The organism is Larkinella rosea, from assembly GCF_003858635.1.
In the GTDB taxonomy this organism is placed as follows: Bacteria; Bacteroidota; Bacteroidia; order Cytophagales; family Spirosomataceae; genus Larkinella; species Larkinella rosea.
Map to the genome: position 1 here is coordinate 141545 of NZ_RQJO01000011.1, position 23855 is coordinate 165399.

Sequence of the window (23855 nt, forward strand, 5' to 3'; positions counted from 1 at the left end):
GGATCAAAAATCAGGATTATTTGCGTTATAAAACAAATTACTGCCCAATTGATAGCTTATTTTTGGCATCACGTTTTTTTGCCGCCATAATGACGCTAAAATTGGCCTGTTTAAGTTGGGTACGCAATTTGTTTAACACACTGTACACAACCAACAAGTACGATTATGAAACCGATAGAGAATACGCTGAAGGGAATGGGGGGGCAATTCGATTTGCTGAACACATTGTATGGCGGATCGAGCATGACCCGTATGGAAACCGAGCAGGAAGAAGACCGGTTGCTGATTAAATTGTCGGCTCCCGGCGTTGGCCCGGATGCGTTCAATGTTTTGATTGATGGCAAAAAGCTGGTTTTATATACATTGCTCCAACAAAAAAATCCGACGGAAGGCCAGAGTCTGGCCGTGCCGATGTTTTTGCGGGTAATCGATATTCCGGATTTTGTGGATGCCGAACACATTGAAGCCGTTCAGGAACAAGGTCAGGTACTGATCAATCTACCGTTTAAAGACGGCCAGCATTTTCAGAGCCGGGTCGAAATCAAGAATCTGTTTTAACGCAGGATATGAATACGCAGAGAGGCCAATGTTCGCAGGGGCCGAAACCGGTAGGGTTGAAAAACCGTACCGGTTTTTTGTTTTATACCGAACCCCGAATGAAGTCTTCCAGCGCATTCAGGTGGTCGCTGAAAGCCTGGCGGCCAACGGGCGTAGCCGTGTAGGTCGTGTTGGGTTTGCGCCCGACAAATTGCTTTTTGACCAGGACATAGCCCTGCTCTTCCAGCGCCCGCAGGTGCGTCGCCAGATTCCCGTCGGTCATGTCCAGCAGTTCTTTGAGGGAATTGAAACTCAGGGTTTCATTCACAATCAAAACCGACATGATCCCCAACCGGGCTTTACTCTCAAAGGCTTTATTAAATCCAATCAGGAACTCTCGCATCAGCGCTTCAGTTCATCTCGTTCATACTTGAGATACATGACGGTGCCGTACACAATGTGCAGCACACCAAATCCAACGGCCCACGTCAGCAGCGAATAACCGGTCCAGAACAACGCCAGTAAACCCAGCAGAATTTCCGATAAACCGAGGTATTCAACGTCGCGGACGGTGTATTTACTGCCGCTGTACAGGGCCATCCCGTAAAAAATCAATGTGGTTGGAAACGTCAGCCAGATCAGGTTAAACCGGATCAGGGCCAGACAGAATATACCGCCCGTTACCAGCGGAACCGCCAGCGCCCAGAGCAGCCGTTTCGAAATCGTGTTCCAGACGCCGTGTCCCTGCCGCCGGGCCTTGCGGACGGTAAAAAAGATCCCCAGCAACAAAGCCGCTGCCAGAACGAGGGCTCCGTCGAGGATCAGAAAATCAACCATATCCTGACGATCGGCGCCGTTTAACCGGCTGATGCGTTCATAGCTCATCAGGGTCAGGTTGTTCGTATGCAGCCGGGCGTAGGCGGCACCCGCACCAATAAGGGCTACTACACCCGCCGAAATTCCTGATAAACCGCTCAACGACAGAAATTTCGATGAGCGTTCCATCAGACTCCGTATCTCCGTCAGGGTTTGTAAATGTTCGTTCGATTCGGACATCGGAAAGTGTGGTTGTTAGGGTTTTTAATGGTAGTGATGGTAGTATATAGTTGAAATGGCTCTGCTGGTTGAAAATGATTGAAATGGTTCTGATGGTTGAATTACCGGGGTTCTTTTAACCATACTTAACCCTCAGAGCCATTTATAACCATTAAAACCATTTTTAGCCATTAAAAAAATCCATTTCGAACAATTTAGTCCCAAATATTAAGATACCTACTAGTATTGCAATAATTACCACCAGTAAGACCCCGGCCGCCGACAAATCCTTGACGGCTTTGATCTGCGGGTGGCGTTCCGGCGAAACCACATCGGCCAGTTTTTCGATGGCGGTATTGAAGGCTTCGGCGGCCAGCACCAACCCCACCTGCGTCAGAATCAATGCCCATTCGATGCGATTCAACCGGAACCCGATTCCGGCAAGGACGACGGCAACGGCCGCCAATAAGTGAATTTTAGCGTTGTTTTCAAACCGAAACAGAGCGCCAATGCCCTCAATGGCAAATCGAAAACTCCGTAAATTTTTCCGAACGTCAATCCAACTGCTCATGCGTACGGCGTTGAACAAACTGCGTGAAGCCGGTATAAAGCGTCACCAATGCGAAAGTATACGAAAGTGTAAGCTTCAATGCAAACGGGCTGACCAGGCTGCGGCCGATGATTTGGGCCAGATCCAGCGGATCTGTGAATAAATCCCAGCTATTCAGGCGAATGAACCGGCCCAGGTAAATGCCAAAACTGGTCAGAACCAGACAACCGACCATCACGGCCCAGGTTCGAACGTGGCCCATGCGCTGGTGGAGCATCCGGTGAACCTGCAGTTGCGAATACAAGCCGGTCAGCAAACCGGTGAGGGCGCACATGAAAATCATCATGGTGTCGAACCAGACGGTTTCTTCCGAAACGTGCCGGACGTGGAACAAATCCGTAATGATGTAGGGAGAATTGGGCAGAAAAAGCAGCCAGAAGGCCAAACCGGGCCAGAAAATCCAGGTTGGCAACTGCCGACTTTCCAGACCTTCGCGCAGGAACAGGACTACGATGAGCGGAATCCAGGCCAGAAAGAGGTTCCAGCTCAACATTTTAAGGAACCAGTAATTGTGGCGAACCGCCACCATCGCCATGCTCATGACCGACAATAGGATCAGCATTCGCAAGCCTTCGCCGGAGCGGTAAACGGCCAATAATTTGTTCAACATGGCATAAAGAACTTTGGTTTACAAAGTAGCAAATTGAAGCGACGCCAATCAAGGAAATAGGCGAAAATATTTAGGAATGCAGGATTTTTTTGATTTGCTGCCGAAACCAGCGGGTTTGTACCAGGCGTTTTTTGTCGAGATTGAAAGGTGTAACTTTGTCAAAAAAAGTCCCGATGCAAACCAACCTGAATCAACGACTGGAAACGATGCCCGCCCGGCGGCAGGAACAACTACTGGCATTCGACCGCCTGCTGACCATTATGGACGAACTGCGCGAGCAGTGCCCCTGGGACCGCAAGCAAACGATGGACACGCTTCGCCACCTGACGATTGAGGAAACCTATGAACTTTCCGATGCCATTCTGGAAAAAGACCTGCCCGAAATCCGGAAGGAACTGGGCGATGTGATGCTGCACCTGGTTTTCTACGCCCGCATTGCTTCCGAACCGCAGTCAGGTGCGACGTTCGATATTGGCGATGTGCTGAACAGCGTTTGTGACAAACTGGTTTCGCGCCATCCGCACATTTATGGCGACGTGGTGGCCGATACGGAAGAAAAGGTGAAGCAGAATTGGGAGCAATTGAAGCTCAAAGAGGGGAATAAATCCGTTCTGGGCGGAGTGCCGGGCTCGCTACCGGCGCTGGTAAAAGCCATGCGGATTCAGGAAAAAGCGCGGGGAGCCGGTTTTGACTGGGAAGAAAAACAACAGGTTTGGGAGAAAGTGGAGGAGGAAATGCAGGAATTCAAGGCCGAATTCAATGCCGAAACCGACGAAGTCATCGACGCCGAACGCGCCGAAAAAGAGTTTGGCGATGTGCTGTTTTCGTTGGTCAATTACGCCCGGTTTATCGACATCAATCCCGAAACCGCCCTGGAACGCACCAACAAGAAATTCATCAAGCGGTTTCAATACCTGGAAGAGCAGGCTCGTCAGAACGGCCAGCAATTGAAAGATATGACGCTGGATGAAATGGAAGTGTATTGGCAGGAAGCGAAAGCGTTTACTTAAAGTATGCGTAATTGGGGTTTCGAATAGTTACGAAGTGGCATTTAGCAATTCTTGGAATTTGATTTTAAAATAGGAATGACTTTCTGTTAAACCGTACGTCAAAGTGCATTGAGCATTCGCATTTCGATCAGCTAAACGCACTTTGCTATGAAATACGGTTTTCTACTTTCAGCCGGGCTGATGGCCCTGATGCGTGTAACGTCCTCGCTTGCTCAGGATCTAAAATTTGATACTACGACTCCACTATATCCAGCGGGAGCGGCTACTCACTCTTACACCGGTATTGGCACGCCAGCCGTAAATGTTACACTCAATATCAATGGTCCGGGAACGGCCTCTATTCCATCACCTGAACGAGCTAGTACGGGTTTGTCGACGCCCAACTGGAAATTTAATAATTCGAGTGAAAGCAGGAATTACACTTTTACATTTGGCGATCCGGTTACCGGCCTGGAATTCGCATTGAATGCACTTCAATATAAAACCTTTACCATCACAGATCACAACTACCAGGACAAAATAACCATTATTGCTACGGACGAATTTGGGAACTCAGTTGTGCCCGTTATTCCGGCTGGAACAGGATATAGTGTGAATGGAAATGAAATAGTAGCAACGTCGGGCACAGCATCGAACGTGAATAAAGTTTTCTTCCCCACCAAAGTTAAAACAGTTCAGATTATATATGGAAACGGCCCTTTAGCAGGCCCCTTCCCAAATGGGCAAGGTTTCACTATCGGCAATATGGAATGGACAGGCATTGTCTTACCGGTCGATATTGCTTACTTCCGGGCCAAGCCCATTGGCAGCGTTGTGCAGCTTTCGTGGGAAACCGTTTCAGAGCAGAATGCCGACTATTTTTTGGTTGAACACGGCCTGGATCTGGAGAATCTGAAACCCATTGGCCGCGTGAAAGCCACCGGGAATACAGCCCGCCGTCAAACCTACTCCTTTGTCGACGATCAATCGCATCGGATGATCAATTACTACCGCTTACAACAGGTCGACAAAGACGGCTCGAAGCGGTATTCAAAAACCATTTCGGTGCAACATGACGGTTCTTTGCCCGCATTAACCGTTTATCCCAATCCTTCCGACGGTCAATCAATTGGGCTACAATTCAATGAACTGGATGCAAAATCCCTGCAATTGACGGATTTGAACCAGCGGAAAATCGAGTTCAGTATGGTTGAACAGACTTCCGGGCAAGTGACCCTGAAACCCGTATCACCCTTAAAAACCGGTCTGTATTTCCTGCACGCAACCGGCCTGAAAGCCACCCGGTTTTTGGTGAATTAAAGTCGTATGCACAAGCATTTATTAATACGTTTCATTCAATACGCCACATCCATGAACCATCTTTTACGTTTAACCGGCTTCACCATTCTCTTTTTCCTGTTCTTTCAGCCAGTCATCGGGCAAACCCTTTATTCACAGAATTTTACCGGTGGTTTGAGCGGCTGGACTGCCAGTAATTCAACCGCGATCAGTGTTACCACCACCTCCGCCAGCTCGGGCTATACAACCCCCATTGCCGCTTCGGGCGGCAACAACGTCTCCTTTGGCGAATGTGGTGGAAATTCGGAACATACCATCGTGTCTCCGTCTATCAGTACCGTCGGTCAAACCAACCTGATGGTCGGCTTCGGTCGCCGGAAAACCGCTGCTTTTGGCCCGCAGGTCGTTATTTTTGAATTCAGTACCGATGGCGGCACCAGTTGGACGAACATCTCCTCCGATGTATCCAGCGTAGCCACGACCACCTGGGGGCTTTCCATTTTCAACTTACCGGTTGCTGCTGAAAATCAGGCCAATCTTAGTTTTCGCTTCCGGTTTACACCACCGGCTGGTGCGGCCTGTGCTACGGCTTTTCGCATCGATGATTTTACCGTTAGCGCAAACAGTGCGCTCCCGGTCAAACTAACGTATTTTCAGGGAACAGCAAAGTCCAACGGGAATCAACTCACGTGGGAAACCGCCTGGGAGCGCGGAACCAGTCATTTCGCCATTGAACGCAGTGTCGACGCGGAAGAATTCACGGTGATTGGGCAAGTGGCTGCGATTGGGGGAGTGGACAAGGCGCAATTGTACACGTTTATCGATGGCGAGCCGCTCCCCGGAACCAGCTATTACCGGCTTCGGCAGGTGGATACGGATGGGTCGGAACAGCCCTCCCGCATCATCGCTGTCGGCCGTTCGGAGGAACGATTGATGGTTTACAATAATCCGTCTTCCGGTCAGGAAATTCGATTGAGCGTTTCCAATGCCGATCCGGCCAGTGTTCAATTATATACCATTACCGGCCAGTCATTGCCTTTTAGATTGACGCAGCTATCCGAAACTGAGTGGCTGATCCAGCCTGTTCGTTCCTTAAAACCGGGCTTGTATTTTATCAGTATCGGGCAAAATAATCAGCGTCGAACCGTTCGGGTTATTGTTCAATAAGAGCGCTTTTAAAAAGGAGTGTGGAAATCCGTAAAACCGGCCAATTGGGCGTGCGCCGGGCCGATCGGTTTTTGCTTTCCGTATTCCCTTTTTATAATTTGCGGTATGAGTGAGAAACGTTGGATATACCGACCAGTTCCGGAGTCAGCCGAGGAGTTACAGGCTGTCGAGAATTTGATCCGTGAATTGAAAGTAAATCCGTTCATGGCTACGCTGCTGGTTCAACGGGGGGTTCATACGTTTGATCAGGCCCGCACCTATTTTCGTCCCGAACTTCCGCATCTGCACGATCCTTTTCTGATGCAGGACATGGAAAAGGCCGTTCAGCGCTTGCAAATGGCGATAGTCCGAAATGAAAAGATTCTGGTGTACGGTGATTACGACGTGGATGGCACCACGTCAGTGGCGTTGTTCTACGGTTTTTTGCGGACCATCTATTCCAATCTGGATTACTACATTCCCGATCGGTATAAAGAAGGCTACGGTATTTCGACGCAGGGCATCGAGTGGGCCGCTGAGAATGGTTTTACGTTGATTGTCAGTTTAGATTGCGGCATTAAGTCCGTCGATCGGGTGGATGAAGCCTGGGAGAAAGGCATCGAATTTATCATTTGCGATCACCACCGCCCCGGCGCCGAACTCCCACGGGCGGCTGCCGTTCTCGATCCCAAACGGTCGGATTGCGCGTATCCGTATAAAGAGTTGACGGGCTGCGGAGTTGGGTTTAAATTGTTGCAGGCTTTTTGCCTCTTCAAAGGTATTCCGGTCGAGCGGTTATTTGATTACCTGGACTTGCTGGCGATCAGCATTGCCTCAGATATTGTGCCGATTGTGGGCGAAAACCGGGTGCTGGCGTATTACGGCCTGAAAAAACTGAATTCGTCGCCCGGTTTTGGCGTACAGGCGCTGATTAAAATTGCTGGTTTTAGTTCCAGTCTGGATATTACCAATGTCGTGTTCGGCCTGGGACCGCGGATCAATGCCGCCGGGCGGATCAAACACGCCAAAGCCGCCGTGCAGTTGCTGCTGGCCGAAAGCGAAGAAGCGGCCACCGACTTTGCGTTTGAAATCAACGAACACAACAACAGCCGACGCCAGTACGATACCAGTATTACCGAACAGGCGCTGGCCATGATCCAGGGCGACGAATGGTTGCTGAACGCTAAAAGCACGGTACTTTTCAACAATACCTGGCACAAAGGGGTGATCGGAATTGTGGCGTCGCGCTGCATTGAAAAATACCACCGGCCGACCATTATCCTCACCGAATCGCACAATCGGGCGGCTGGTTCGGCGCGGTCGGTGCCGGGGTTCGACGTCTACGAAGCGATTGAGGAATGTTCCGACCTGCTCGAACAGTTCGGCGGGCATACATTTGCGGCCGGATTGACGCTGAAGCTGGAAAATATCAAAGCGTTCCAGCAAAAATTTGAAGAAGTCGTCACCCGTCGCATTCAGGACGAGCAGTTGATTCCGATGATCGAAATTGATTTGCAACTTGATTTTGACGCCATTGACCAGAAATTCTACAACGTTCTGAAACAGATGTCGCCCTTTGGCCCCCAAAATATGGCACCGGTTTTTTCGACCAGCGAGGTCTACATGGTAGGGGAGCCGTACATCATGAAGGAAAAACATTTGAAAATGACCGTTCAGCAAGCGGGTTCTTACCAGCGGTTTACGGCCATCGGCTTCAACATGGCCCACCACGCCCTTTTCCTCCGGCGCGACCAGCCTTTTGCCATCTGTTATCAGGTCGAAGAGAATAATTATAACGGGAACAAATCGTTGCAGTTATATTTGAAAGATATAAAGGCCACCGCAGGCGCTGAGCAGTAAACGGCTAAAACCGTTTGGGATAAAACCGACGCTGGCCTGGAACTAGAAACATGATTCTTCGAACCGAAAATTTAGTCAAAAAATACGGCTCCCGGCTGGTCAACGACCAAGTGACCTATCAGGTCGCCCAAGGCGAGATCGTTGGGTTGTTAGGCCCCAATGGCGCGGGTAAAACCACTTCGTTTTACATGGCCGTTGGTTTGGTGAAACCCAACAGTGGTAAGGTTTATCTTGACGATCAGGATATTACGAGTTTGCCGATGTACAAACGCGCCCGGCTGGGTGTCGGTTATCTGGCGCAGGAAGCGTCGATCTTCCGGGATTTGACGGTGGAAGAAAATGTGCTGGCGGTGCTGGAAATGACCGATATGTCGCGGCAGGCGCAGCGAGAGAAAGTGGAGCAACTGCTGGAAGAGTTCAGCCTGACCCACGTTCGGAAAAACAAAGGAAAAGTGCTGTCGGGGGGGGAACGCCGACGCACCGAAATTGCCCGGAGCCTGGCCGTTGATCCTAAATTTATTCTCCTCGACGAACCGTTTGCCGGGGTTGACCCGATTGCCGTTGAAGATATTCAAAGCATTGTCGCTCAGTTGAAACACCGCAACATCGGTATTCTGATCACCGACCACAACGTCAACGAAACCCTGTCGATCACCGACCGCGCGTATCTCTTGTTTGAAGGCAAAATCCTGAAACAGGGAACCGCCGAAGATCTGGCGAACGACGAGCAGGTTCGGCGGGTGTATTTGGGACAAAACTTCGAATTGAAACGGAAGATTTAATAAGGGTTATATCGCGGAGGTAAGCGGAGTAAAAAGAGTTTAGCAGAGGTATTATTTTTCTTCGCGTACCTCCCTTTTACTCCGCTTACCTCCGCGAAATAACTCTTAAAATCTCAACTCAATACCTCCCGCAAAACCGCCAACGATTTAATTTCTCCCAAACTATCCATGTGAATGTGGTAAAACGCTACTAGCGCATCCAGTAATTCGGCGCGGGTTTGGCGGGAGATTTTAATGTGAGACGCCAGCGGCTGGCGCAGAAAGTGATTCAGGGCACGTTCGGCCGCTTCGTCGGGGAGAAACGGGTATTTCTGCTCCTGCAACTGTTCTTCAAATTCGCGGGCGTTGGACGGACCGAAGCCCAGGAAAAACGCCAGTTTCAGGAAAAACGCGATGTGGAAATTCTCGTAATCACTTTCCGCTTCTTCCAGATACAGAATACTATCCACCAGAAAATAATACAAAGATGGGTTGCTGGCTTCTTCCTTCAGCGTTTTGGTCAGCATTTCACTGACGAATAACGCCATGCTGGACTTGGCAATGTCGAACGGAAGGTGTTGCAGCGGATGATTGATTTTTACTTCCGAAAGCCGGTTCAGGTCCTTACCCGGTTTGTAATACACCACCATATCGAGCAGCGTCAGGGGCTGAAAGAAGGCGATCCGGTTGGTTTTGCTCTTGGCCGAGCGCACCCCGTTGACGAGGTAACTTTGTAACCCAAATTCTTCCGTGTAGATGCGGACAATGACGGACGTTTCGCGGTAGCGAAAATAACTCAGAACAATTCCTCGGGTTTTGTGGAGCATTTTTTCAGTAAAAAACAGAATCGGCTAGTATGAAAGTGGTCAGAACGAGTATTAAAACAAAGCGGTTTCGTTTTTTGAAAAAATCAACAGCTTTCTAATTTAAGCCCTTTTGCTCAATTTTCAAACCCTAATTTGCTGAAATCCTGCCTAAAATTGACCATTTTTGCGGGCTTTATAGTCAAACTCAATTCCCTCAATCCTTCATGAAACTGTACCGCACCCGTCTGGGCATCGTTGTTGAACACGAAAACCGCTTCCATCGCGCTCCGAGCGACGACTGGGATTATCTGGTCAATCAGGACGATTTATACGCCTTTCTGCAGCAGGAAATTCCGTCGACGACCGCTTCCGATGAATACAAAACCTGGACCGAAACCCAATTGTTACCACCCATCAGCCAGCAGGAAATCTGGGCGTCGGGCGTAACATACCTGAAAAGCCGCAACGCGCGCATGGAAGAATCGAAAGACGCCGGGGGCGGAGACTTTTACGAACGGGTTTACGACGCCGAGCGTCCCGAATTGTTCTTTAAATCAACAGCCGCCCGCGCCGTAGGATCGGGTGATGCCGTCCGGATTCGGAAAGACTCGACCTGGAGCGTTCCGGAACCGGAATTGACGCTGTTCTCGACCTCGAGCGGAAAAATTGTTGGCTACACGATCGGCAACGACATGAGTTCGCGGAGCATCGAGGGAGAAAATCCGCTGTATTTACCCCAGGCGAAAACCTACGACGGCGCGGCTGCGATCGGTCCCTGTCTGTACGTTCCGGGCGAACCCATTTCGTCGGATACCGAAATCCGGCTCGAAATCCGGCGCGACGCTCAGACGGTTTTTGACGAAAAAATTGCCATCAATCGCATGAAACGCCAGCACCCGGAACTGGTTTCTTTCCTGTATCGGGAAACTACTTTTCCGCACGGTTGTTATCTGATGACAGGCACCGGTATTGTTCCGCCCGACAGTTTTACCCTGGCAGCGGGCGATGAGGTGCGCATTTCAATTGAAGGAATTGGTACATTGATCAACAGCGTCCAAGCGTAACAGCATGAGTTTTACAGGTATCAACCCCGCGACCGGCGAAGCATTGGCCGGTACGTTTGAAGAATCAACCCCCGAAGAAGTGGCCCACGCCTGCTGGCAGGCAGCTGCAGCGTTCCACACCTACCGCAAACTTTCCGGCGAAGCCAAAGCCCAGCTTCTGGAGCGGATTGCCGACGAAATCATGGCGCTGGGCCCCGAACTGCTCGAACGTGCCAACCTGGAAACCGCCCTGCCCATCGCGCGGCTGACCGGTGAACGCGGACGCACAACGGGCCAGTTGCGGTTGTTTGCGCAATATCTCCGCGAAGGTTCGTGGGTGGATGCCCGCATCGACTCGGCGCTGCCCGACCGGCAACCGCTGCCCCGCCCGGATTTGCGCCAAATGCTGATTCCGCTGGGACCCGTCGGCATTTTCGGCGCGAGCAATTTCCCGCTGGCGTTTTCCGTCGCGGGTGGGGATACGGCCTCGGCTCTCGCGGCTGGCTGTCCGGTGGTGGTGAAAGCCCACCCGGCCCATCCCGGCACCTCGGATCTGGTTGGAAAAGCCATTCGCAAAGCCGTGGAAGCCAGCGGTTTGCCCGAAGGCGTTTTTCAGCTGGTGCACGGAACTACGGTAGAAGTTGGGATGGCGATTGTGGAAAGTCCGCTGATCAAAGCCATCGGTTTTACGGGCTCCTTCCGGGGAGGAAAAGCCATTTTCGATGCCGCCGTTCGTCGGCCGGAACCGATTCCGGTTTACGCCGAGATGGGCAGCACCAACCCGGTTTTCTTCCTGCCGGGCATCCTGAAAGAGAAAGGATTGGATCTGGCAAAAGCCTACGTCGACTCCGTGACGCTGGGCGTTGGCCAGTTTTGTACGAACCCCGGTCTGGCGATTGTCAAGCAGTCGGATGGGGGCGATGCGTTTATTAGTCAGGCCCGCTTGGCAATGGCGCAGACGAAGCCAACGCCGATGTTGACGAAAGGCATTTACCAGGCGTATACAACCGGTATTGAAAAGCTGAATTCGCATTCGCGGGTGTTGATAGCCAGTAAATCCGAAACCGTTGTCGAAGGCTTTGCCAGCGCCCAACCCACGCTGTTGTCAACCACCGCCGACGTGTTGGTGGAAAACCCGGAACTGGCGGAAGAAGTATTTGGACCAAGCAGTTTGCTGGTGACGGCCGATACCAAAGAGGAAATGCTGTCCGTCGCCAATGGGCTGGAAGGCCACCTGACCGCTACGGTTTACGGAAATCCCGACGAACTCGGGGAATACGCCGATCTGCTGGAAGTGCTCGAACAGAAAGTCGGCCGGGTGCTGATCAACGGTTTTCCGACGGGTGTGGAAGTGAGCCATGCGATGAACCACGGCGGACCGTATCCGGCCACGACCGATGTTCGTTCTACCTCGGTGGGCACGAATGCCATCCGGCGGTTTGCGCGCCCGGTTTGCTATCAGAATTTCCCCGATGCGTTGTTGCCCGATGCGCTGAAAGCCGATAACCCGTTGTCGATCTTCCGACTGGTGGATGGAGCATGGCAGAAATAAAAAGAGTTATTTCGCGAAGCTAAGCGGAGAAAAAAGGAGTTAATTAGAGATAAAAACTCTGCGTAACTCCTTTTTTCTCCGCTTAGCTTCGCGATACAACCTCAACTCACACAAAACTCAACGTTTCAAACTTTCTTCCCAAAACCGCCCCATCATCCACTTTCAGCCAATCGCGGAGGAGCGTCGCGTAGATACTCCGAAAATCGACGGAGAATTGCAAATCACCTTCGGCGAGGTTCGTTAAATTCGGCGCTTCGTTGAAAACCCGACCCGGCGTCAATCCGCCACCGATTAGAAAAAGGTTGTTGGCCGTGCCGTGGTCGGTGCCGTTGCTGGCGTTCTGCTTCACCCGCCGACCAAATTCCGAGAACGTCATCAGCAACACATCGTTCAATTTTCCGTTCAACTTCAAATCTTTGGTAAAAGCCGCTACCGCTTCGGCGTATTGGCGCAACAACCGTTCCTGCTGCCCCGGCTGGTTGATGTGCGTATCGAAGCCCGAAATGGAAATGTAATACACGTTCGTATTGACGCCCGACGCAATCAATTCCGAGACCGTTTTCAGACGGTTTCCCAGTTCGCTGGCCGGATATACGGTTTTGGAACGAACCGCCTTCGATTTGTCGTAAATAAATTCCGCCGACGAAGCGGTTTCGGCCAGCGTTTTATACAAATACGACACGTTGGGATGGGTTGACGCCAGACCGGCATCCGGTTTCAAGTCGGCTAACTCCTTGACCAAACCGCTGCGGGTCTGGTTGTACAGTTTTTTTGGATCGAGTAACGCCAAACCGTTCAGTTCCTGTCCTTTCAGCGCCAGACTCAGGGTGTCGTCTACTTCAATTGCCCGGTGAGCGACGCAGTCCGATCCGTGGCAATTGGCATCCAGATACCGTCCCAACCAGCCCGTTGTCAGGTACTTATCCGAATCGCTGGCGGTTTGCCAGATGTCCATCGACCGAAAATGCGAACGGTCGGGATTAGGATATCCAACGTTGTTGACCACCGTTACCAAACCGTCGTCGTACAGTCCTTTCAACGCTTCGAGCGCCGGATTGAAACCGATTTCATCGTTCAGTTTCAACACTTTGTCCGGGGCAATACCGATCGTGGGCCGTTCGCGGTAATAAATATCGTTGCGGAACGGCACCACAGTATTCAATCCGTCGTTGCCGCCCGACAACTGAACGACCACCAGCGTTTTGCCCGCCGACGGTCCGCCCGTTAACGAATTGGTTTCATACGCTTTCAGAAAGTGAGGAATCAGCATGGTTCCCACCGTGGCAAAAGTCGAGTTTCTGACAAAATCGCGCCGTTTCATAGATTAGGATAATTATGATTAGACTGTGATGGCTATGATTCGATTGTTATAACTATGATGGACTATGAAATGGGATTACGAACTGACGGTCATTGATTCATTACACTGGGCTTAACCGCCTTAATCATCATAAACATCATTTTATAATCATACCCATCATAGTCAACAAAGTTGATATTCCGGTAAGGATAAAATCGCGGTCGTCAAGTTTCGGATTTGTTCGCTGCGGGCAGTATCTTTTTTGACTTTTGATACCACTAAATTCCGTTGCGGATCTGTCAGTGGATAAGGCAGAAAATACCGCGCCAGTTCGTCAACCAAGTGATCGTCCGTGCCATTTTGGAACGGTTTTTCAAAAGCTGTCCAATCGACCTGAGAAGCAAATAATCGGTTGACTTTCCGGGCCAGCAGTTCGGTATTGACGTCGCCGTCGTCTTTGGGCCGGACCGTCACTTCCCCGGCTTTCAGAATCAGCTCCGGCAATTTCATCCGAAACAGCAAACTCGAACTGTCGATCCAGTTGCGGCCGCCCGGCCAGCCGGCTACGTTCGGCGGATACAGCAAAACCTGCCCCAGCGTGCGCTGAACGTACAAAACCGGCTGTTTCTGTTCGAACTGAATGCCCAGGCTATGTTGCATGCCGGCCAGCAATTCCACCGGCGATTTGATGCGCGCTCCTGCGTACTTTGGGTCGTAAAACCAGTCGCTGGTAAAGATCGTTTCCAGCAAACCGGCCATGTCGTAATTGCTCCGGTAAAACTGATCGGCGAGGTGAGCAATCCGTTGATGATCAGGTGAATTTTCCGCAATTTCGTCCGTAACCAGAAAGCGGTATAGTTTGCTCGTGACGAACGTGGCGGTTTCTTTCCGCTCCAGCAAGAGCCGGATGATGTCTTCGCCCTGAAAGGCCCCGGTTTTGCCAAACACGGTTTTTTCGCCCTCGTCGTGGAGATTCCGGCGAAAAACAAACTCGCCCTGCGGATTGAATCCCCAGCCGGTGAAGGCGCGGGCGGCTTCTTTGATGTCGTGTTCGGTGTAATTGGCGCGGCCGAGCGTAAACAGCTCCATTACCTCGCGGGCGAAATTCTCGTTGGGCGCGTTCTTGCGGTTTTGCTGGTTGTTCAGAAATTGCAGCATGGCCGGTGATTTAGAAATCGCCATCAGGAGATCGCCGAAATGGCCCAGCGCGTGTTCCCGGATGACGTTGAGGTACTGCTGAACCATCCGGACATTGTTCTGATTGCGGCAGGCAAAATGGCTGTGCCAGAAAAGCGCCATCTTTTCGCGCAGCGCCCCCCGGCCCGACGCCATTTGCTGCATCCAACGCACATTGAGGTCGCGGATGGATTCCCGGTTTTCACGGATGCGGTCTTTCAGCGTAGCGCGATCCAGCTTTCCTTCTTTGAATAATCCCCTGAGTTCTTTTTTGGCGGGCTGATCGTCGTCGGCAACCGTCAGGGGGGCAAAGTCCCGGCTGTCGTTAAACAACGCCCGCACCACTTTGCGAGTCGACTGGTGTTCGGCTTCGCGAAGCTGGTGCGGGCTTGCGCCAAAACCCGCCCGCCAGAACAGATGTTGCTTGTTACCTTGCTCTTTCATAACCCGGATTTCGGGGTTGGACAAAAAAAACCGGTTGAAGGTTTAATCGAAAAGCAATTCGGTAACAAATAGAAAACCGGTACGGCGGGGGAAGGTAATTTAACGCGAACTATGAAATTTTCCGAAGTGAAGTGCCAGAAGTACGACAGGTTTGTAGCCAAAAGGCGACCCGATTCCCCCGCGTGCCTTTAGGTACGCAACAGGTGCAGGAGATTTCGTACCTAAAGGCACGCGGGGGAATCGGGTCGCCTTTTGGCTACAAATATCAGTCCGCTACGCGGCCAATAATCCCATAGTTCGCGTTAATTTAGATGATGAAGTGTAATCTGGGTTTTAAGGATAATTCAAGGCAATTCAGTTCCGTTTTCATCGTCACAAACCAGTCCGCTGTAAGTCAGAAAATCGAAGTTGCGGTGTTTGAATACCAAACGCGCCAGTAAGCAACAGATCAGCGTTTTCATGATTTTGCCTGGATTTAAAGTAGAATAATGAGCTACGGTTCTGGTTTTAATACCGGTTTTATAGTCGCCTATTTATCGGTATTGAAAACCAGCTTTACCGTATATTTATCAAATAGGTTAGGTTGGTTCGAGTGTATTTTTTTGCCGGTTAACTGCCGGATCAAGTCCGAATTAAGCGCCTGATTTTCGCTGAGAACCTTCACGCCACTGATGGACATACCGTCGGTCAGGTAAAATTCGACAACTACAATTCCGCTCAGATTTCGACTGGACAGCACCTGCGGGTACGTAATGATCGAAATCAACTGCTGGCTCAGGCTCATGTTGATATCGTCGCTTTCGGCGGGTTTCAGTCCATCTGATTTGGCCGAAACCGATGTCATAAAAATGGATAGGATCAGATAAACAGCTCTCATAAACAGGGGTGGATCTTCCTTTAACTGCTGCAAGTTTAGGAGCGATTGCTGCGAAATTATCTGCCTATAGTAGGTAACGGAATCAGATGATTTTCTCTTCGCGGAGAAACCGGGCGACTTCGGTGGCCGAGTGAAAAGCCTTCGCAAAGTGATTCCGGGCGGCAATCAAAATGCTCTGATTGTGTTTGTCGATGGTTTGTTTGCTGATCGCCAGCTGCTGGCCCACCTGCTGGCTGGTCGAGCCTGCATCCTCGGCGTAGAGTTTCAAAATTTCAAACTGCCTTTTCGTAAACGGCAGGTGATCCCGGATTCTTTCCCGGTAGCGGTTTACAAAGGCTTCGTACAACTCCGCATTGGCGTTTCCGTCGCGGTCGGTATACCGGGGTACCATCGACTCGCCGTTGTATTCCTTCACGACCGTAAACAGATTGGTGTAGGCCGTCAGCCGCCCCCGGGCGTCGAACTGAAACGCGGCCGACTCGCGCTTGACCCACCAGTAGCGGCCCGCCAGATCGCGGATGGGCAGACAGGCAATCATGCGCTGGTCCATGAATTTGAAAAGACCGGGATGCTGACTGGCGATTTCGAGTGTGGTGAGTGCCATTTGCATCAGCTGATCGACGTGATTCGGGTGAATAATCTTCAGGTAGTCGAACATGCTGAGCGGTTTTTGGGCAAAACCCAGCCAGCGATCTACGCCGATGGCGTTGGTAATTTCGAGTGTGACGAGATCGACCACGAACGAAAACCGCTCGCTGTTGACCAGTGCTTTGACCGAATTTAAAAACCGGTTCTGGTCGTCTTCGCTCACCTGAAGCGGCAGTTCGACGGCCGGTAATAACTGATTGCAGCTGGCCTTAAAATTCTGGTAGTCTTTCTTACGAAGCGGCATAAGCGTAAAATGGAATAGGGTAGCAGAATCTTCATGAGGATTTGGAGTTGGTTTTGAAAGCCTGCAAAATTCCGGTTTTGCGGTTTCTTTTACCGATACGTATGTTGCATAGAAGGATAGATTTGTTGCATTTCAGGGCCAAACTTTGATATGTTGGGAGAACTTGTATTATTTTGCAACTGATTGATTTTCTGCAATTTTTGCGTTGCACGTAGTCCCTGCTTTTGCTACCCAAACACGCCCATAAGATCCGTTGAGCGCCCTTATTGAAAGGGCCGACGGCAGTTTTATTCTGAAATCTGATTTTGTTGGTATGAATGGTTTGGTATTCCCTTCTCTTTTAAGAAGAACTCCGTTTGCTGTGTTGCTGATGGTTGCGGGCTGTCTCGCATTCCGACCGGTTTTTTCGCAATTGATGCCCATCGATAGTTTAAAACACGAACTACGGTTACATCCAAAACCGGACACAAACCGGGTCGTGCTGCTGAATCTGTTGAGTTTTAAATACATCAGTATTGATTACCAGCAGATGCGGAGCTTCGCTGAAGAAGCCCTGAAATTGGCGGAAAAGTTGTCATACCAGGCCGGTATTGCCAACGCCAAAAACCGGCTGGCACTTTGTTACCACATGATTGGCGAAGATGAACTGGCCATTCAATATGCCTTAAGTGCGGAGTCGATTGCCGAAAAGAATCAGTTATTCGAAGCGCAGGCCGAAAGTTACCGGATTCTCGGATCGGCGTATATGAATCAGGAAGACCTGAAGACGGCGGAAAACTATCATATTCTGGCCGAAAAAATGGCCCGGAAAACGAAAAACCGGCGTCTTCTGGCCCGCATTCTCAACGGCGCCGGGACTGTTCAGTTTCGGAAGCAAAACGATCTGGCTGCGCTGAAACTTTACCAGCAGAGTCTGGGCATTTTGAGGGAAGAAAACGCGATCTTTTTTATGCCCATCGCCCTTTCGAACATCGGGGAAATTTACAGTCGACCGACGTTCCATAACCCGACACTGGAACGAAAGTTTTTCGAAGAAGCATTGCTCTATGCGCTGAAAAGCAAAAACCGGTTTGCTGAAGGAACTGCCCTGTCCAATCTGGGGATGCTATATATGACCCGGAATAATTTCCCGAAAGCGGAACGATACCTGTCGCAGGCCCTGAAGCTGTCGCAGGAAACGGGCACGCGCAGTGTTACGACCCGGATTTATCTGCATCTGGTGGAGTTGAATATGAAACAGGGGAAATTCCCGAAAGCGCAGGAATACCTGAAGAGCTATTACGACCTGCGGGACAGTCTGCAGAATGAGAAACGAACCCGGCAGATTGTTCGGCTGGAGGCTCAGTATAAATCGGAGAAGAAAGAACAGCAAATCAAGCTGCTGGAGCAGGAAAAGCGGTTTCACATTGCCTCTAAAAACTTCTGGATTGGCGGCTCCGTCCTGCTGTTCATTGCGGTTATTATCATCTATTACCTGCAACGGTCGCGAAACCGCAAGGCCGGGCAATTGCTGGAGGTGCAGCAGACGCTGATTGAAAAACTGCGGGAAACCGATCTGCTGAAATCCCGGTTTTTCGCCACTATTTCGCACGAATTCCGGACGCCACTGGCGCTCATTCTGGCTCCGCTGGAAGAAATGCTGGCGGCTCCCCGCTCGTCGCCGGTCGATCCGAACGACCTGAAACGGGTGAAACGAAACGCCAACCGGCTGCTCGATCTGGTGAACCAGTTGCTGGACTTGTCGAAACTCGAAGCCGGAAAAATGAACCTGCAACTCCAGACCGGCGATTTGCAGACCTGGCTTCACTTGCTGGTTACGTCCTTCGATTCGATGGCCGAAGCCCGGGGCATTCAGTTTATCAAACGGATTGCGGTTTCGTCGGAAACTGCCTGGTTTGATTCGGATAAACTGGAAAAGATCATCACGAATATCCTGTCGAATGCCTTCAAATTTACGGGCCCCGGCGGTTCGGTGGCGTTGTCGATCCAGACCAGCGACGACGCGGCTGATTTGTTTATTACGCTGACGGATACCGGAAAAGGCATTCCCGAAGAAGACCTTCCGCATATTTTTTCGCCCTTTTACCAGTCGCGGCAACTGGCCGACGACGGGCAACCGGGAACGGGGCTGGGCCTTGCGCTGGTGAATGAACTGGTGAAGCTGCACAACGGCGAAATTGATTTTGCGAGCCAGCTTCATACCGGCACCACCCTCTCGATTACCTTGCCGGTTAGTCGGGAAAAACTTGATTTTGCGGAAACGGTTTTTGTTGAAAAACAGGATTTTAACCCAAAAAAGCAAACCGCTGACGAGTTTTCAGAAGTAGGAGAGGAGGTCGGTTCTGGCACATCCGACTGCCTGCTGGTGGTGGAAGATAATCAGGATCTCCGGAATTTTATCGTGACGATCTTTCAGAATCAGTTCAAAGTGGTGACGGCGCAGGATGGCGAAGAGGGGCTTCAACTGGCGGTCGATCTGCTGCCCGATTTGATTATTTCGGACGTCATGATGCCTAAAATGGACGGCATTGATCTGACGGAACACATCCGAACCAACGACCTGACGAGCCACATTCCGGTTTTGCTGCTGACGGCCAAGTCAGACGCCGAATCCCGCATGGACGGTTTTCGGACCGGAGCCGACGATTACCTGACCAAACCGTTCTCGACCGAGGAGTTGCGCGTTCGGGTCGCGAATCTGGTGGAGCAACGGAAAAAACTGGCGGCCAAATACCGGAACGAAATCTGGACGCCAACCTCGCCGACGCGGACGCTATCGTATGACGAAAAATTTGTGATCAGCCTGCGGGCGGTTGTCGAAACGCACCTGAGCGATTCGTCGTTTAGCGTGGAGCAACTGGCCGAAGAAATGTGTTTGAGCCGGACGCAACTGTTCCGCAAAGTGAAAGCGCTGCTCGAAATCTCCCCGAACGAACTGATCAACGACATCCGGTTGCAGCGTGCGGCCGAATTGATTCGCTCAAAATCCGATTCTTTAACGCAAATTAGCTATTCGGTCGGCTTCAGTGAACAGTCGTATTTTGCCAAGCGGTTTCGTAAAAAATTCGGCGTTTCGCCCGGCGAATACGCCAATTCCCGATGACTTACCATTCGGTTCAGCCTGCGTCATGACTAAGTTGACGCAGGTTTTTTTGGGGCCTTCCAGGACGGTTTTCCAATGCCACTATTTTTGAAAAAATATTAGCGGAAAATTCCGCCGTTGGACGCTCTACCGTTTACTAAAAACCGCCTTTTTGGGCTGTTTTGCCATTTTCCTGCAACGTTTGTATCCCCTTTTGCAACATCTGTCTTAGCCTGGCCGTGGTTCGGAAGTCTACATTTGTGCCTCCATTCAGGCCCGGTTCGGGAATGTTAACAAACACGCATTACCATGAAAATGATCCACACCATTCCGTTTCGCACTCTATGCGTTTCGTTGCTTTTGATTGCATTGCAGGCTTGTGAAGACCACCGCGCGCCCGTCAATCCAACCTCTTTTCCGGATCTGCCCGGGTCTTTTTTTTACATTCTGACGGAGAACAACCTCATTCATGAATTAAATATTAAAAATCCGAAGAATATCCTGAACACGCTGCAAATCGAAACCCGGGTGCCCGGGGAAAAAATCGTTGCCATCGACTTCCGTCCGGCCACCGGCCAACTCTACGCCCTGAGTAATGATCAATCGATGTATTCGGTCAATGTAGGTGTCACCCGATTTGCCCGGTCGTATCCGGTCAATCGAAAAACCGAAGTAGAGGCTGATATGAAAGCCCGTACGGTTGCATTTGACTTTAATCCCGTAACCGATCGGTTCCGGCTGATCACGAGCAAAGGCGAGAATGTGCAGTTGGACCCCGAAACGGGTTGGCTCGACAAGGACAACGGAAATCCGAAAGGGCTTGCCACGCCCAACGTGGCCGCGGTGGCTTATGCCAATAATTATTCCGGCGCAACCCAGTCGACACTCTACGGCATCGATCCGGTGGACGACAAACTGGTTCGGTACGAAAACGCCGATGCCGGCACCGTCCAAACCGTTGGGGCTCTCGGACTGGATATTGCAGAAGTGGGCGGTTTTGATATTTCGCCCAAAACCCGTTTTGAACGGGAATTCGGAGTGGCTGCCGTTCGCTTCGGAAATAGCTGGGAGTTCGATTATGTGGACCTGACCACCGGAAAACTGCAAAAATTGGGAAACGGGCCGGAAAATACGAAAATCATCGACATCGCGATTCCCACCCCGGTTGCCTATGCGGTAACGAAAGAGAACAAACTGTTGTCGCTGAATCCGGCCGGTTCGGTGGATGAAGAGGGCGACATCCGGGAGAAAACGATGACCGGTTTGCCGCAGGGCGTTAGTTTGCTGGGTCTGGATTTCTCGGCGGAGCCGTTTCCGAAACTGTACGCGCTGGCGACCAACAGCCGAATCTACGAAATCAATCCGGGAACCGGCAAGGCCACCGAATCCTGTAGACTCAATCTCACCCTGAACCTGACCGGCGACCCCGGTTTTGGAGTCGACTTTGATCCGTATACAAACCTGCTCCGGGTGGTCACGACGAACAATTTTCAGTTCAGCATCCATGTCGGAACCGGCCAGGTTACCGACCTGAATCCCCTGACGTTCAACGGCCAGGCTAAGGGGTTGACGGGGCTGGCGTTCACGAACAGCCAGGTCGAATTGACCAGGCCGGAGGATGCGGTTTTGTACGGAATGGATGGCAAGAGCCTGTATAGAAAAGACCTCACCACCAATGCATTGACGAAAGTCGTGGATTTTATGGACACGTTTGACAACGTCAACGGCTTCGATATCGGGGGCTATCAGGAAATGGGATACGCCGTGATGACCTACAACGGAGCCTATAAATTATACAAAATAGACCTGACCACCGGCGAAATGGGCGGCTCCAGCCTTGCCTACAAAAACATAAGCGGTTTTACACTTGGGTATAACATCATCAACAAAAATCCCTGATTGAAAACCGGTCACAAAGTAAACATTCTCAACTACTTATAATGACAATTGACATGAAAATCGTCCACACACTTTCGTTTCACACCCTGCGGTTTTGTCTCCTTGTTTCCTTCGTTATCCAGTCCTGCGACGATCACCGGATTCCGACAGATCCCAGTAACCTTCCCGGACTCCCGACCAGCGTTTTTTACGCCCTTGCGGACAACAATACGGTGTATGAAATGGACATGCGGGAACCCACTAAAATGGGCAACCCGGTCGGAATCACCACGCTGGAGCCCGATGAAAAACTGATTGCCATCGACTTCCGACCGGCCACCGGCCAGCTTTTTGCGTTGAGTGACCGGAACGTCTTTTACACGGTTTACATCGATCTGAATCGTCCCTCCCGGCCTTCGGTTCCGCTTAATCCACAGTCGGCTGTAAAGGCACCAGCCGTTGTTCCGATATACGGTTTTGATTTTAACCCCGTGACCGATCAGATGCGCGTCGTCTCCAATTCGGGTGAAAACCTGCTGCTGGACCCACGCACCGGGCTGGTCGATCCAAAAACCGGGAAAGCATCGGGGGGGGCAACGCCTTATGTCGGCGGCATTGCGTACAGTAACAACTATTCCGGTGCGACGAACACGACGCTGTATGGCATCGACACGAAAGACGACAAGCTGGTTCGGTACGAAAACGCCGATGCGAGCGCCGTTCAAGCTGTTGGCGACCTGGGGGCCGATATTGACGAAGTGGGCGGTTTTGATATTTCGCCCAAAAGCTACCGGAGTCAGGGCCGGGAATACGGGATTGCTTCCATCCGGCGCGGAAACGCCTGGGAACTGGATTATGTGGACCTGGCCACCGGAAAACTGCACAAACTGGGCGACCTGCCGACGGGCAAAAAAATCCTGGGCATTGCCTTCCCGACGCCCGTTGCCTATGGACTCACCAGCGATCATAAGCTGCTGGCATTCAATCCGGTGACGTTTACGTTCACAAAAGGATACATTCATGAAAAACCCATTACGGGGCTGCCGCAGGGCGTCAGCCTGCTGGGGCTGGACTTCTCGGTGGAAGTGGCTCCGAAACTCGTTGCCTTGGGGAGCAACAGCACCACGTATGAGATCAACACCGTCACTGGAACCGCCACCGAGCTGTACAAAATGAAGAACTACAGTCTGGATTTGACCGGCAATCCGGCTTTCGGCCTTGATTTTGAGCCGTATTCCAACAAGCTCTACGTGGTCAGCAGCGACCGGAAAAACTACTACGCCATTAACCTCAGTCTGCAGGGCTCAACGGCGCTCGTTCCGGCTTTCACCCTGAACGGCAATCCGCAGGGGCTGGACGCGATCGCGTTTTCCAGCAACTACCAGAACATGGCGAACGCGGACAACACGGAACTGTTCGGCATCGATAGCGAAACGGGCACGCTTTATAAGAAAAGCCAGCTTACATCGGCACTGACCAAACTGGGTGTTTTTGCGGGAAAAATGGATAAAATGAACGGATTCGACATTGGCGGATATATTGAAAGTGGGTACGGCCTGATGACCGTCGACGGTGCTTCCCGGTTTTTTATCGTCAGTACCGGTAACGGCGCATCGGTCAGCGTTCCGTTTCCGTACGCCAATGTTAGCGGTTTTACGCTGGGGCAAAATCTGTATAACATGGTCCCGTAAGTTGATGGTATAGAAGCCGGGCAGGCCACTTACGGATTCAGGCCCGGGAAGTATCAACCCGAAGGCACCAGTTGTTGGTTGTGGCTGGGTAGTCGTTGGCAGCACGGCTAGTTTTGTGCCGTTCAAACGCTGAAAGAAATCTATCTATTTGGTTATAAGTAGTGTGTATTAGGTAATGCTTAAAAACGCCCGGCCCAAGTCGGGCGTTTTTTTGCCGTTTAGTCAAAGCTGTACACAATTTAAGCGGCATTTTCCGCAAGTTATTGC

The 23855-nt window shown here is 51.1% G+C and carries 20 protein-coding genes; 11 read left to right on the forward strand and 9 right to left on the reverse strand.

The annotated features are described in order from the left end of the window. The first annotated feature begins 165 nt into the window (after nucleotides 1–165). Nucleotides 166–558, forward strand: a complete 393-nt coding sequence (locus EHT25_RS24660; protein WP_124877856.1) for an Hsp20/alpha crystallin family protein — start codon at nucleotides 166–168, stop codon at nucleotides 556–558. Nucleotides 559–640: 82 nt separating this feature from the next. On the opposite strand, the gene EHT25_RS24665 is transcribed toward EHT25_RS24660, so the two are convergent. From EHT25_RS24665 to EHT25_RS24680, 4 genes are all read right to left on the reverse strand, one after another. Continuing rightward, complete coding sequence (locus EHT25_RS24665; protein ID WP_124877857.1) at nucleotides 641–940, reverse strand: winged helix-turn-helix domain-containing protein; 300 nt, start codon at nucleotides 938–940, stop codon at nucleotides 641–643. Beyond that, the gene (locus EHT25_RS24670; RefSeq protein ID WP_124877858.1) at nucleotides 940–1593 is read right to left on the reverse strand and encodes a hypothetical protein; all 654 of its coding nucleotides are present in this window, start codon (nucleotides 1591–1593) and stop codon (nucleotides 940–942) included. The genes EHT25_RS24665 and EHT25_RS24670 overlap by 1 nt, the downstream gene beginning before the upstream one ends. 163 nt (nucleotides 1594–1756) lie before the next feature. Continuing rightward, nucleotides 1757–2143: a diacylglycerol kinase family protein gene (locus tag EHT25_RS24675; RefSeq protein WP_124877859.1), complete on the reverse strand. Its 387-nt coding sequence runs from the start codon at nucleotides 2141–2143 to the stop codon at nucleotides 1757–1759. Continuing rightward, entirely contained in the window at nucleotides 2127–2792 is a 666-nt protein-coding gene (locus EHT25_RS24680) for a DUF1361 domain-containing protein (protein ID WP_124877860.1), read from the reverse strand. The genes EHT25_RS24675 and EHT25_RS24680 overlap by 17 nt, the downstream gene beginning before the upstream one ends. Before the next feature lie 173 nt (nucleotides 2793–2965). On the opposite strand from EHT25_RS24680, the gene mazG reads away from it, so the two are divergent. From mazG to lptB, 5 genes are all read left to right on the forward strand, one after another. Next, a complete protein-coding gene (mazG, locus tag EHT25_RS24685) occupies nucleotides 2966–3802 on the forward strand; it encodes a nucleoside triphosphate pyrophosphohydrolase (protein ID WP_124877861.1) in 837 nt (278 codons plus the stop codon). 147 nt (nucleotides 3803–3949) lie between these two features. Continuing rightward, nucleotides 3950–5101, forward strand: coding sequence for a T9SS type A sorting domain-containing protein (locus tag EHT25_RS33040; RefSeq protein ID WP_124877862.1), 1152 nt, complete (start codon nucleotides 3950–3952; stop codon nucleotides 5099–5101). 51 nt (nucleotides 5102–5152) lie between these two features. Then, nucleotides 5153–6247, forward strand: coding sequence for a T9SS type A sorting domain-containing protein (locus tag EHT25_RS24695; RefSeq protein ID WP_185731474.1), 1095 nt, complete (start codon nucleotides 5153–5155; stop codon nucleotides 6245–6247). Nucleotides 6248–6352: 105 nt separating this feature from the next. Further along, entirely contained in the window at nucleotides 6353–8086 is a 1734-nt protein-coding gene (recJ, locus tag EHT25_RS24700; protein ID WP_124877864.1) for a single-stranded-DNA-specific exonuclease RecJ, read from the forward strand. Between the two features lie 50 nt (nucleotides 8087–8136). After that, nucleotides 8137–8868, forward strand: a complete 732-nt coding sequence (gene lptB / locus EHT25_RS24705) for an LPS export ABC transporter ATP-binding protein (RefSeq protein ID WP_124877865.1) — start codon at nucleotides 8137–8139, stop codon at nucleotides 8866–8868. A 113-nt stretch (nucleotides 8869–8981) separates the two neighbouring features. Here lptB and recO read toward each other — a convergent pair whose 3' ends face one another. After that, nucleotides 8982–9674 (reverse strand): DNA repair protein RecO, encoded by a 693-nt coding sequence (recO, locus tag EHT25_RS24710; RefSeq protein WP_124877866.1) that lies wholly within the window; start codon nucleotides 9672–9674, stop codon nucleotides 8982–8984. A gap of 203 nt (nucleotides 9675–9877) precedes the next feature. Here recO and EHT25_RS24715 point away from each other — a divergent pair, with 203 nt between their 5' ends. Together EHT25_RS24715 and EHT25_RS24720 are read left to right on the forward strand one after the other, a co-directional pair. Beyond that, a complete protein-coding gene (locus EHT25_RS24715) occupies nucleotides 9878–10717 on the forward strand; it encodes a fumarylacetoacetate hydrolase family protein (protein WP_124877867.1) in 840 nt (279 codons plus the stop codon). Between the two features lie 4 nt (nucleotides 10718–10721). Then, nucleotides 10722–12248, forward strand: coding sequence for an aldehyde dehydrogenase (NADP(+)) (locus tag EHT25_RS24720; protein WP_124877868.1), 1527 nt, complete (start codon nucleotides 10722–10724; stop codon nucleotides 12246–12248). A 106-nt stretch (nucleotides 12249–12354) separates the two neighbouring features. Here the strand turns inward: EHT25_RS24720 and EHT25_RS24725 are convergent, their stop codons facing one another. The 4 genes from EHT25_RS24725 to EHT25_RS24740 form a co-directional block, all read right to left on the reverse strand. Next, nucleotides 12355–13569, reverse strand: a complete 1215-nt coding sequence (locus tag EHT25_RS24725; RefSeq protein WP_124877869.1) for a DUF1501 domain-containing protein — start codon at nucleotides 13567–13569, stop codon at nucleotides 12355–12357. Between the two features lie 162 nt (nucleotides 13570–13731). Next, nucleotides 13732–15168 carry a DUF1800 domain-containing protein gene (locus tag EHT25_RS24730; protein WP_124877870.1) on the reverse strand — a complete coding sequence of 479 codons (1437 nt, stop codon included), beginning with the start codon at nucleotides 15166–15168 and terminating at the stop codon, nucleotides 13732–13734. 529 nt (nucleotides 15169–15697) lie between these two features. Further along, entirely contained in the window at nucleotides 15698–16045 is a 348-nt protein-coding gene (locus EHT25_RS24735; protein ID WP_124877871.1) for a hypothetical protein, read from the reverse strand. An 82-nt stretch (nucleotides 16046–16127) separates the two neighbouring features. Then, a complete protein-coding gene (locus EHT25_RS24740; protein ID WP_124877872.1) occupies nucleotides 16128–16937 on the reverse strand; it encodes a LuxR C-terminal-related transcriptional regulator in 810 nt (269 codons plus the stop codon). 370 nt (nucleotides 16938–17307) lie between these two features. Between EHT25_RS24740 and EHT25_RS24745 the strand changes: the two genes are divergently transcribed. From EHT25_RS24745 to EHT25_RS24755, 3 genes are all read left to right on the forward strand, one after another. Then, nucleotides 17308–20040 (forward strand): ATP-binding protein, encoded by a 2733-nt coding sequence (locus EHT25_RS24745; RefSeq protein ID WP_229311798.1) that lies wholly within the window; start codon nucleotides 17308–17310, stop codon nucleotides 20038–20040. Between the two features lie 288 nt (nucleotides 20041–20328). Then, nucleotides 20329–21918 (forward strand): DUF4394 domain-containing protein, encoded by a 1590-nt coding sequence (locus tag EHT25_RS24750; RefSeq protein ID WP_124877874.1) that lies wholly within the window; start codon nucleotides 20329–20331, stop codon nucleotides 21916–21918. A 53-nt stretch (nucleotides 21919–21971) separates the two neighbouring features. Continuing rightward, on the forward strand, nucleotides 21972–23588 hold the full coding sequence (locus EHT25_RS24755) for a DUF4394 domain-containing protein (RefSeq protein ID WP_185731476.1): 1617 nt from the start codon (nucleotides 21972–21974) through the stop codon (nucleotides 23586–23588). The last annotated feature ends 267 nt before the right edge of the window (nucleotides 23589–23855 follow it).

Coding starts and splice junctions, on each gene's coding strand:
- EHT25_RS24745 (WP_229311798.1), top strand. CDS start 17,308: ATGGTTGCGGGCTGTCTCGCATTCCGACCGGTTTTTTCGCAATTGATG.
- EHT25_RS24695 (WP_185731474.1), top strand. CDS start 5,153: ATGAACCATCTTTTACGTTTAACCGGCTTCACCATTCTCTTTTTCCTG.
- recO (WP_124877866.1), bottom strand. CDS start 9,674: ATGCTCCACAAAACCCGAGGAATTGTTCTGAGTTATTTTCGCTACCGC.
- EHT25_RS24740 (WP_124877872.1), bottom strand. CDS start 16,937: ATGCCGCTTCGTAAGAAAGACTACCAGAATTTTAAGGCCAGCTGCAAT.
- EHT25_RS24670 (WP_124877858.1), bottom strand. CDS start 1,593: ATGTCCGAATCGAACGAACATTTACAAACCCTGACGGAGATACGGAGT.
- EHT25_RS24750 (WP_124877874.1), top strand. CDS start 20,329: ATGAAAATGATCCACACCATTCCGTTTCGCACTCTATGCGTTTCGTTG.
- EHT25_RS24680 (WP_124877860.1), bottom strand. CDS start 2,792: ATGTTGAACAAATTATTGGCCGTTTACCGCTCCGGCGAAGGCTTGCGA.
- mazG (WP_124877861.1), top strand. CDS start 2,966: ATGCAAACCAACCTGAATCAACGACTGGAAACGATGCCCGCCCGGCGG.
- EHT25_RS24755 (WP_185731476.1), top strand. CDS start 21,972: ATGAAAATCGTCCACACACTTTCGTTTCACACCCTGCGGTTTTGTCTC.
- EHT25_RS24665 (WP_124877857.1), bottom strand. CDS start 940: ATGCGAGAGTTCCTGATTGGATTTAATAAAGCCTTTGAGAGTAAAGCC.
- EHT25_RS24735 (WP_124877871.1), bottom strand. CDS start 16,045: ATGAGAGCTGTTTATCTGATCCTATCCATTTTTATGACATCGGTTTCG.
- EHT25_RS24730 (WP_124877870.1), bottom strand. CDS start 15,168: ATGAAAGAGCAAGGTAACAAGCAACATCTGTTCTGGCGGGCGGGTTTT.
- EHT25_RS24660 (WP_124877856.1), top strand. CDS start 166: ATGAAACCGATAGAGAATACGCTGAAGGGAATGGGGGGGCAATTCGAT.
- EHT25_RS24715 (WP_124877867.1), top strand. CDS start 9,878: ATGAAACTGTACCGCACCCGTCTGGGCATCGTTGTTGAACACGAAAAC.
- EHT25_RS33040 (WP_124877862.1), top strand. CDS start 3,950: ATGAAATACGGTTTTCTACTTTCAGCCGGGCTGATGGCCCTGATGCGT.
- lptB (WP_124877865.1), top strand. CDS start 8,137: ATGATTCTTCGAACCGAAAATTTAGTCAAAAAATACGGCTCCCGGCTG.
- EHT25_RS24725 (WP_124877869.1), bottom strand. CDS start 13,569: ATGAAACGGCGCGATTTTGTCAGAAACTCGACTTTTGCCACGGTGGGA.
- EHT25_RS24675 (WP_124877859.1), bottom strand. CDS start 2,143: ATGAGCAGTTGGATTGACGTTCGGAAAAATTTACGGAGTTTTCGATTT.
- EHT25_RS24720 (WP_124877868.1), top strand. CDS start 10,722: ATGAGTTTTACAGGTATCAACCCCGCGACCGGCGAAGCATTGGCCGGT.
- recJ (WP_124877864.1), top strand. CDS start 6,353: ATGAGTGAGAAACGTTGGATATACCGACCAGTTCCGGAGTCAGCCGAG.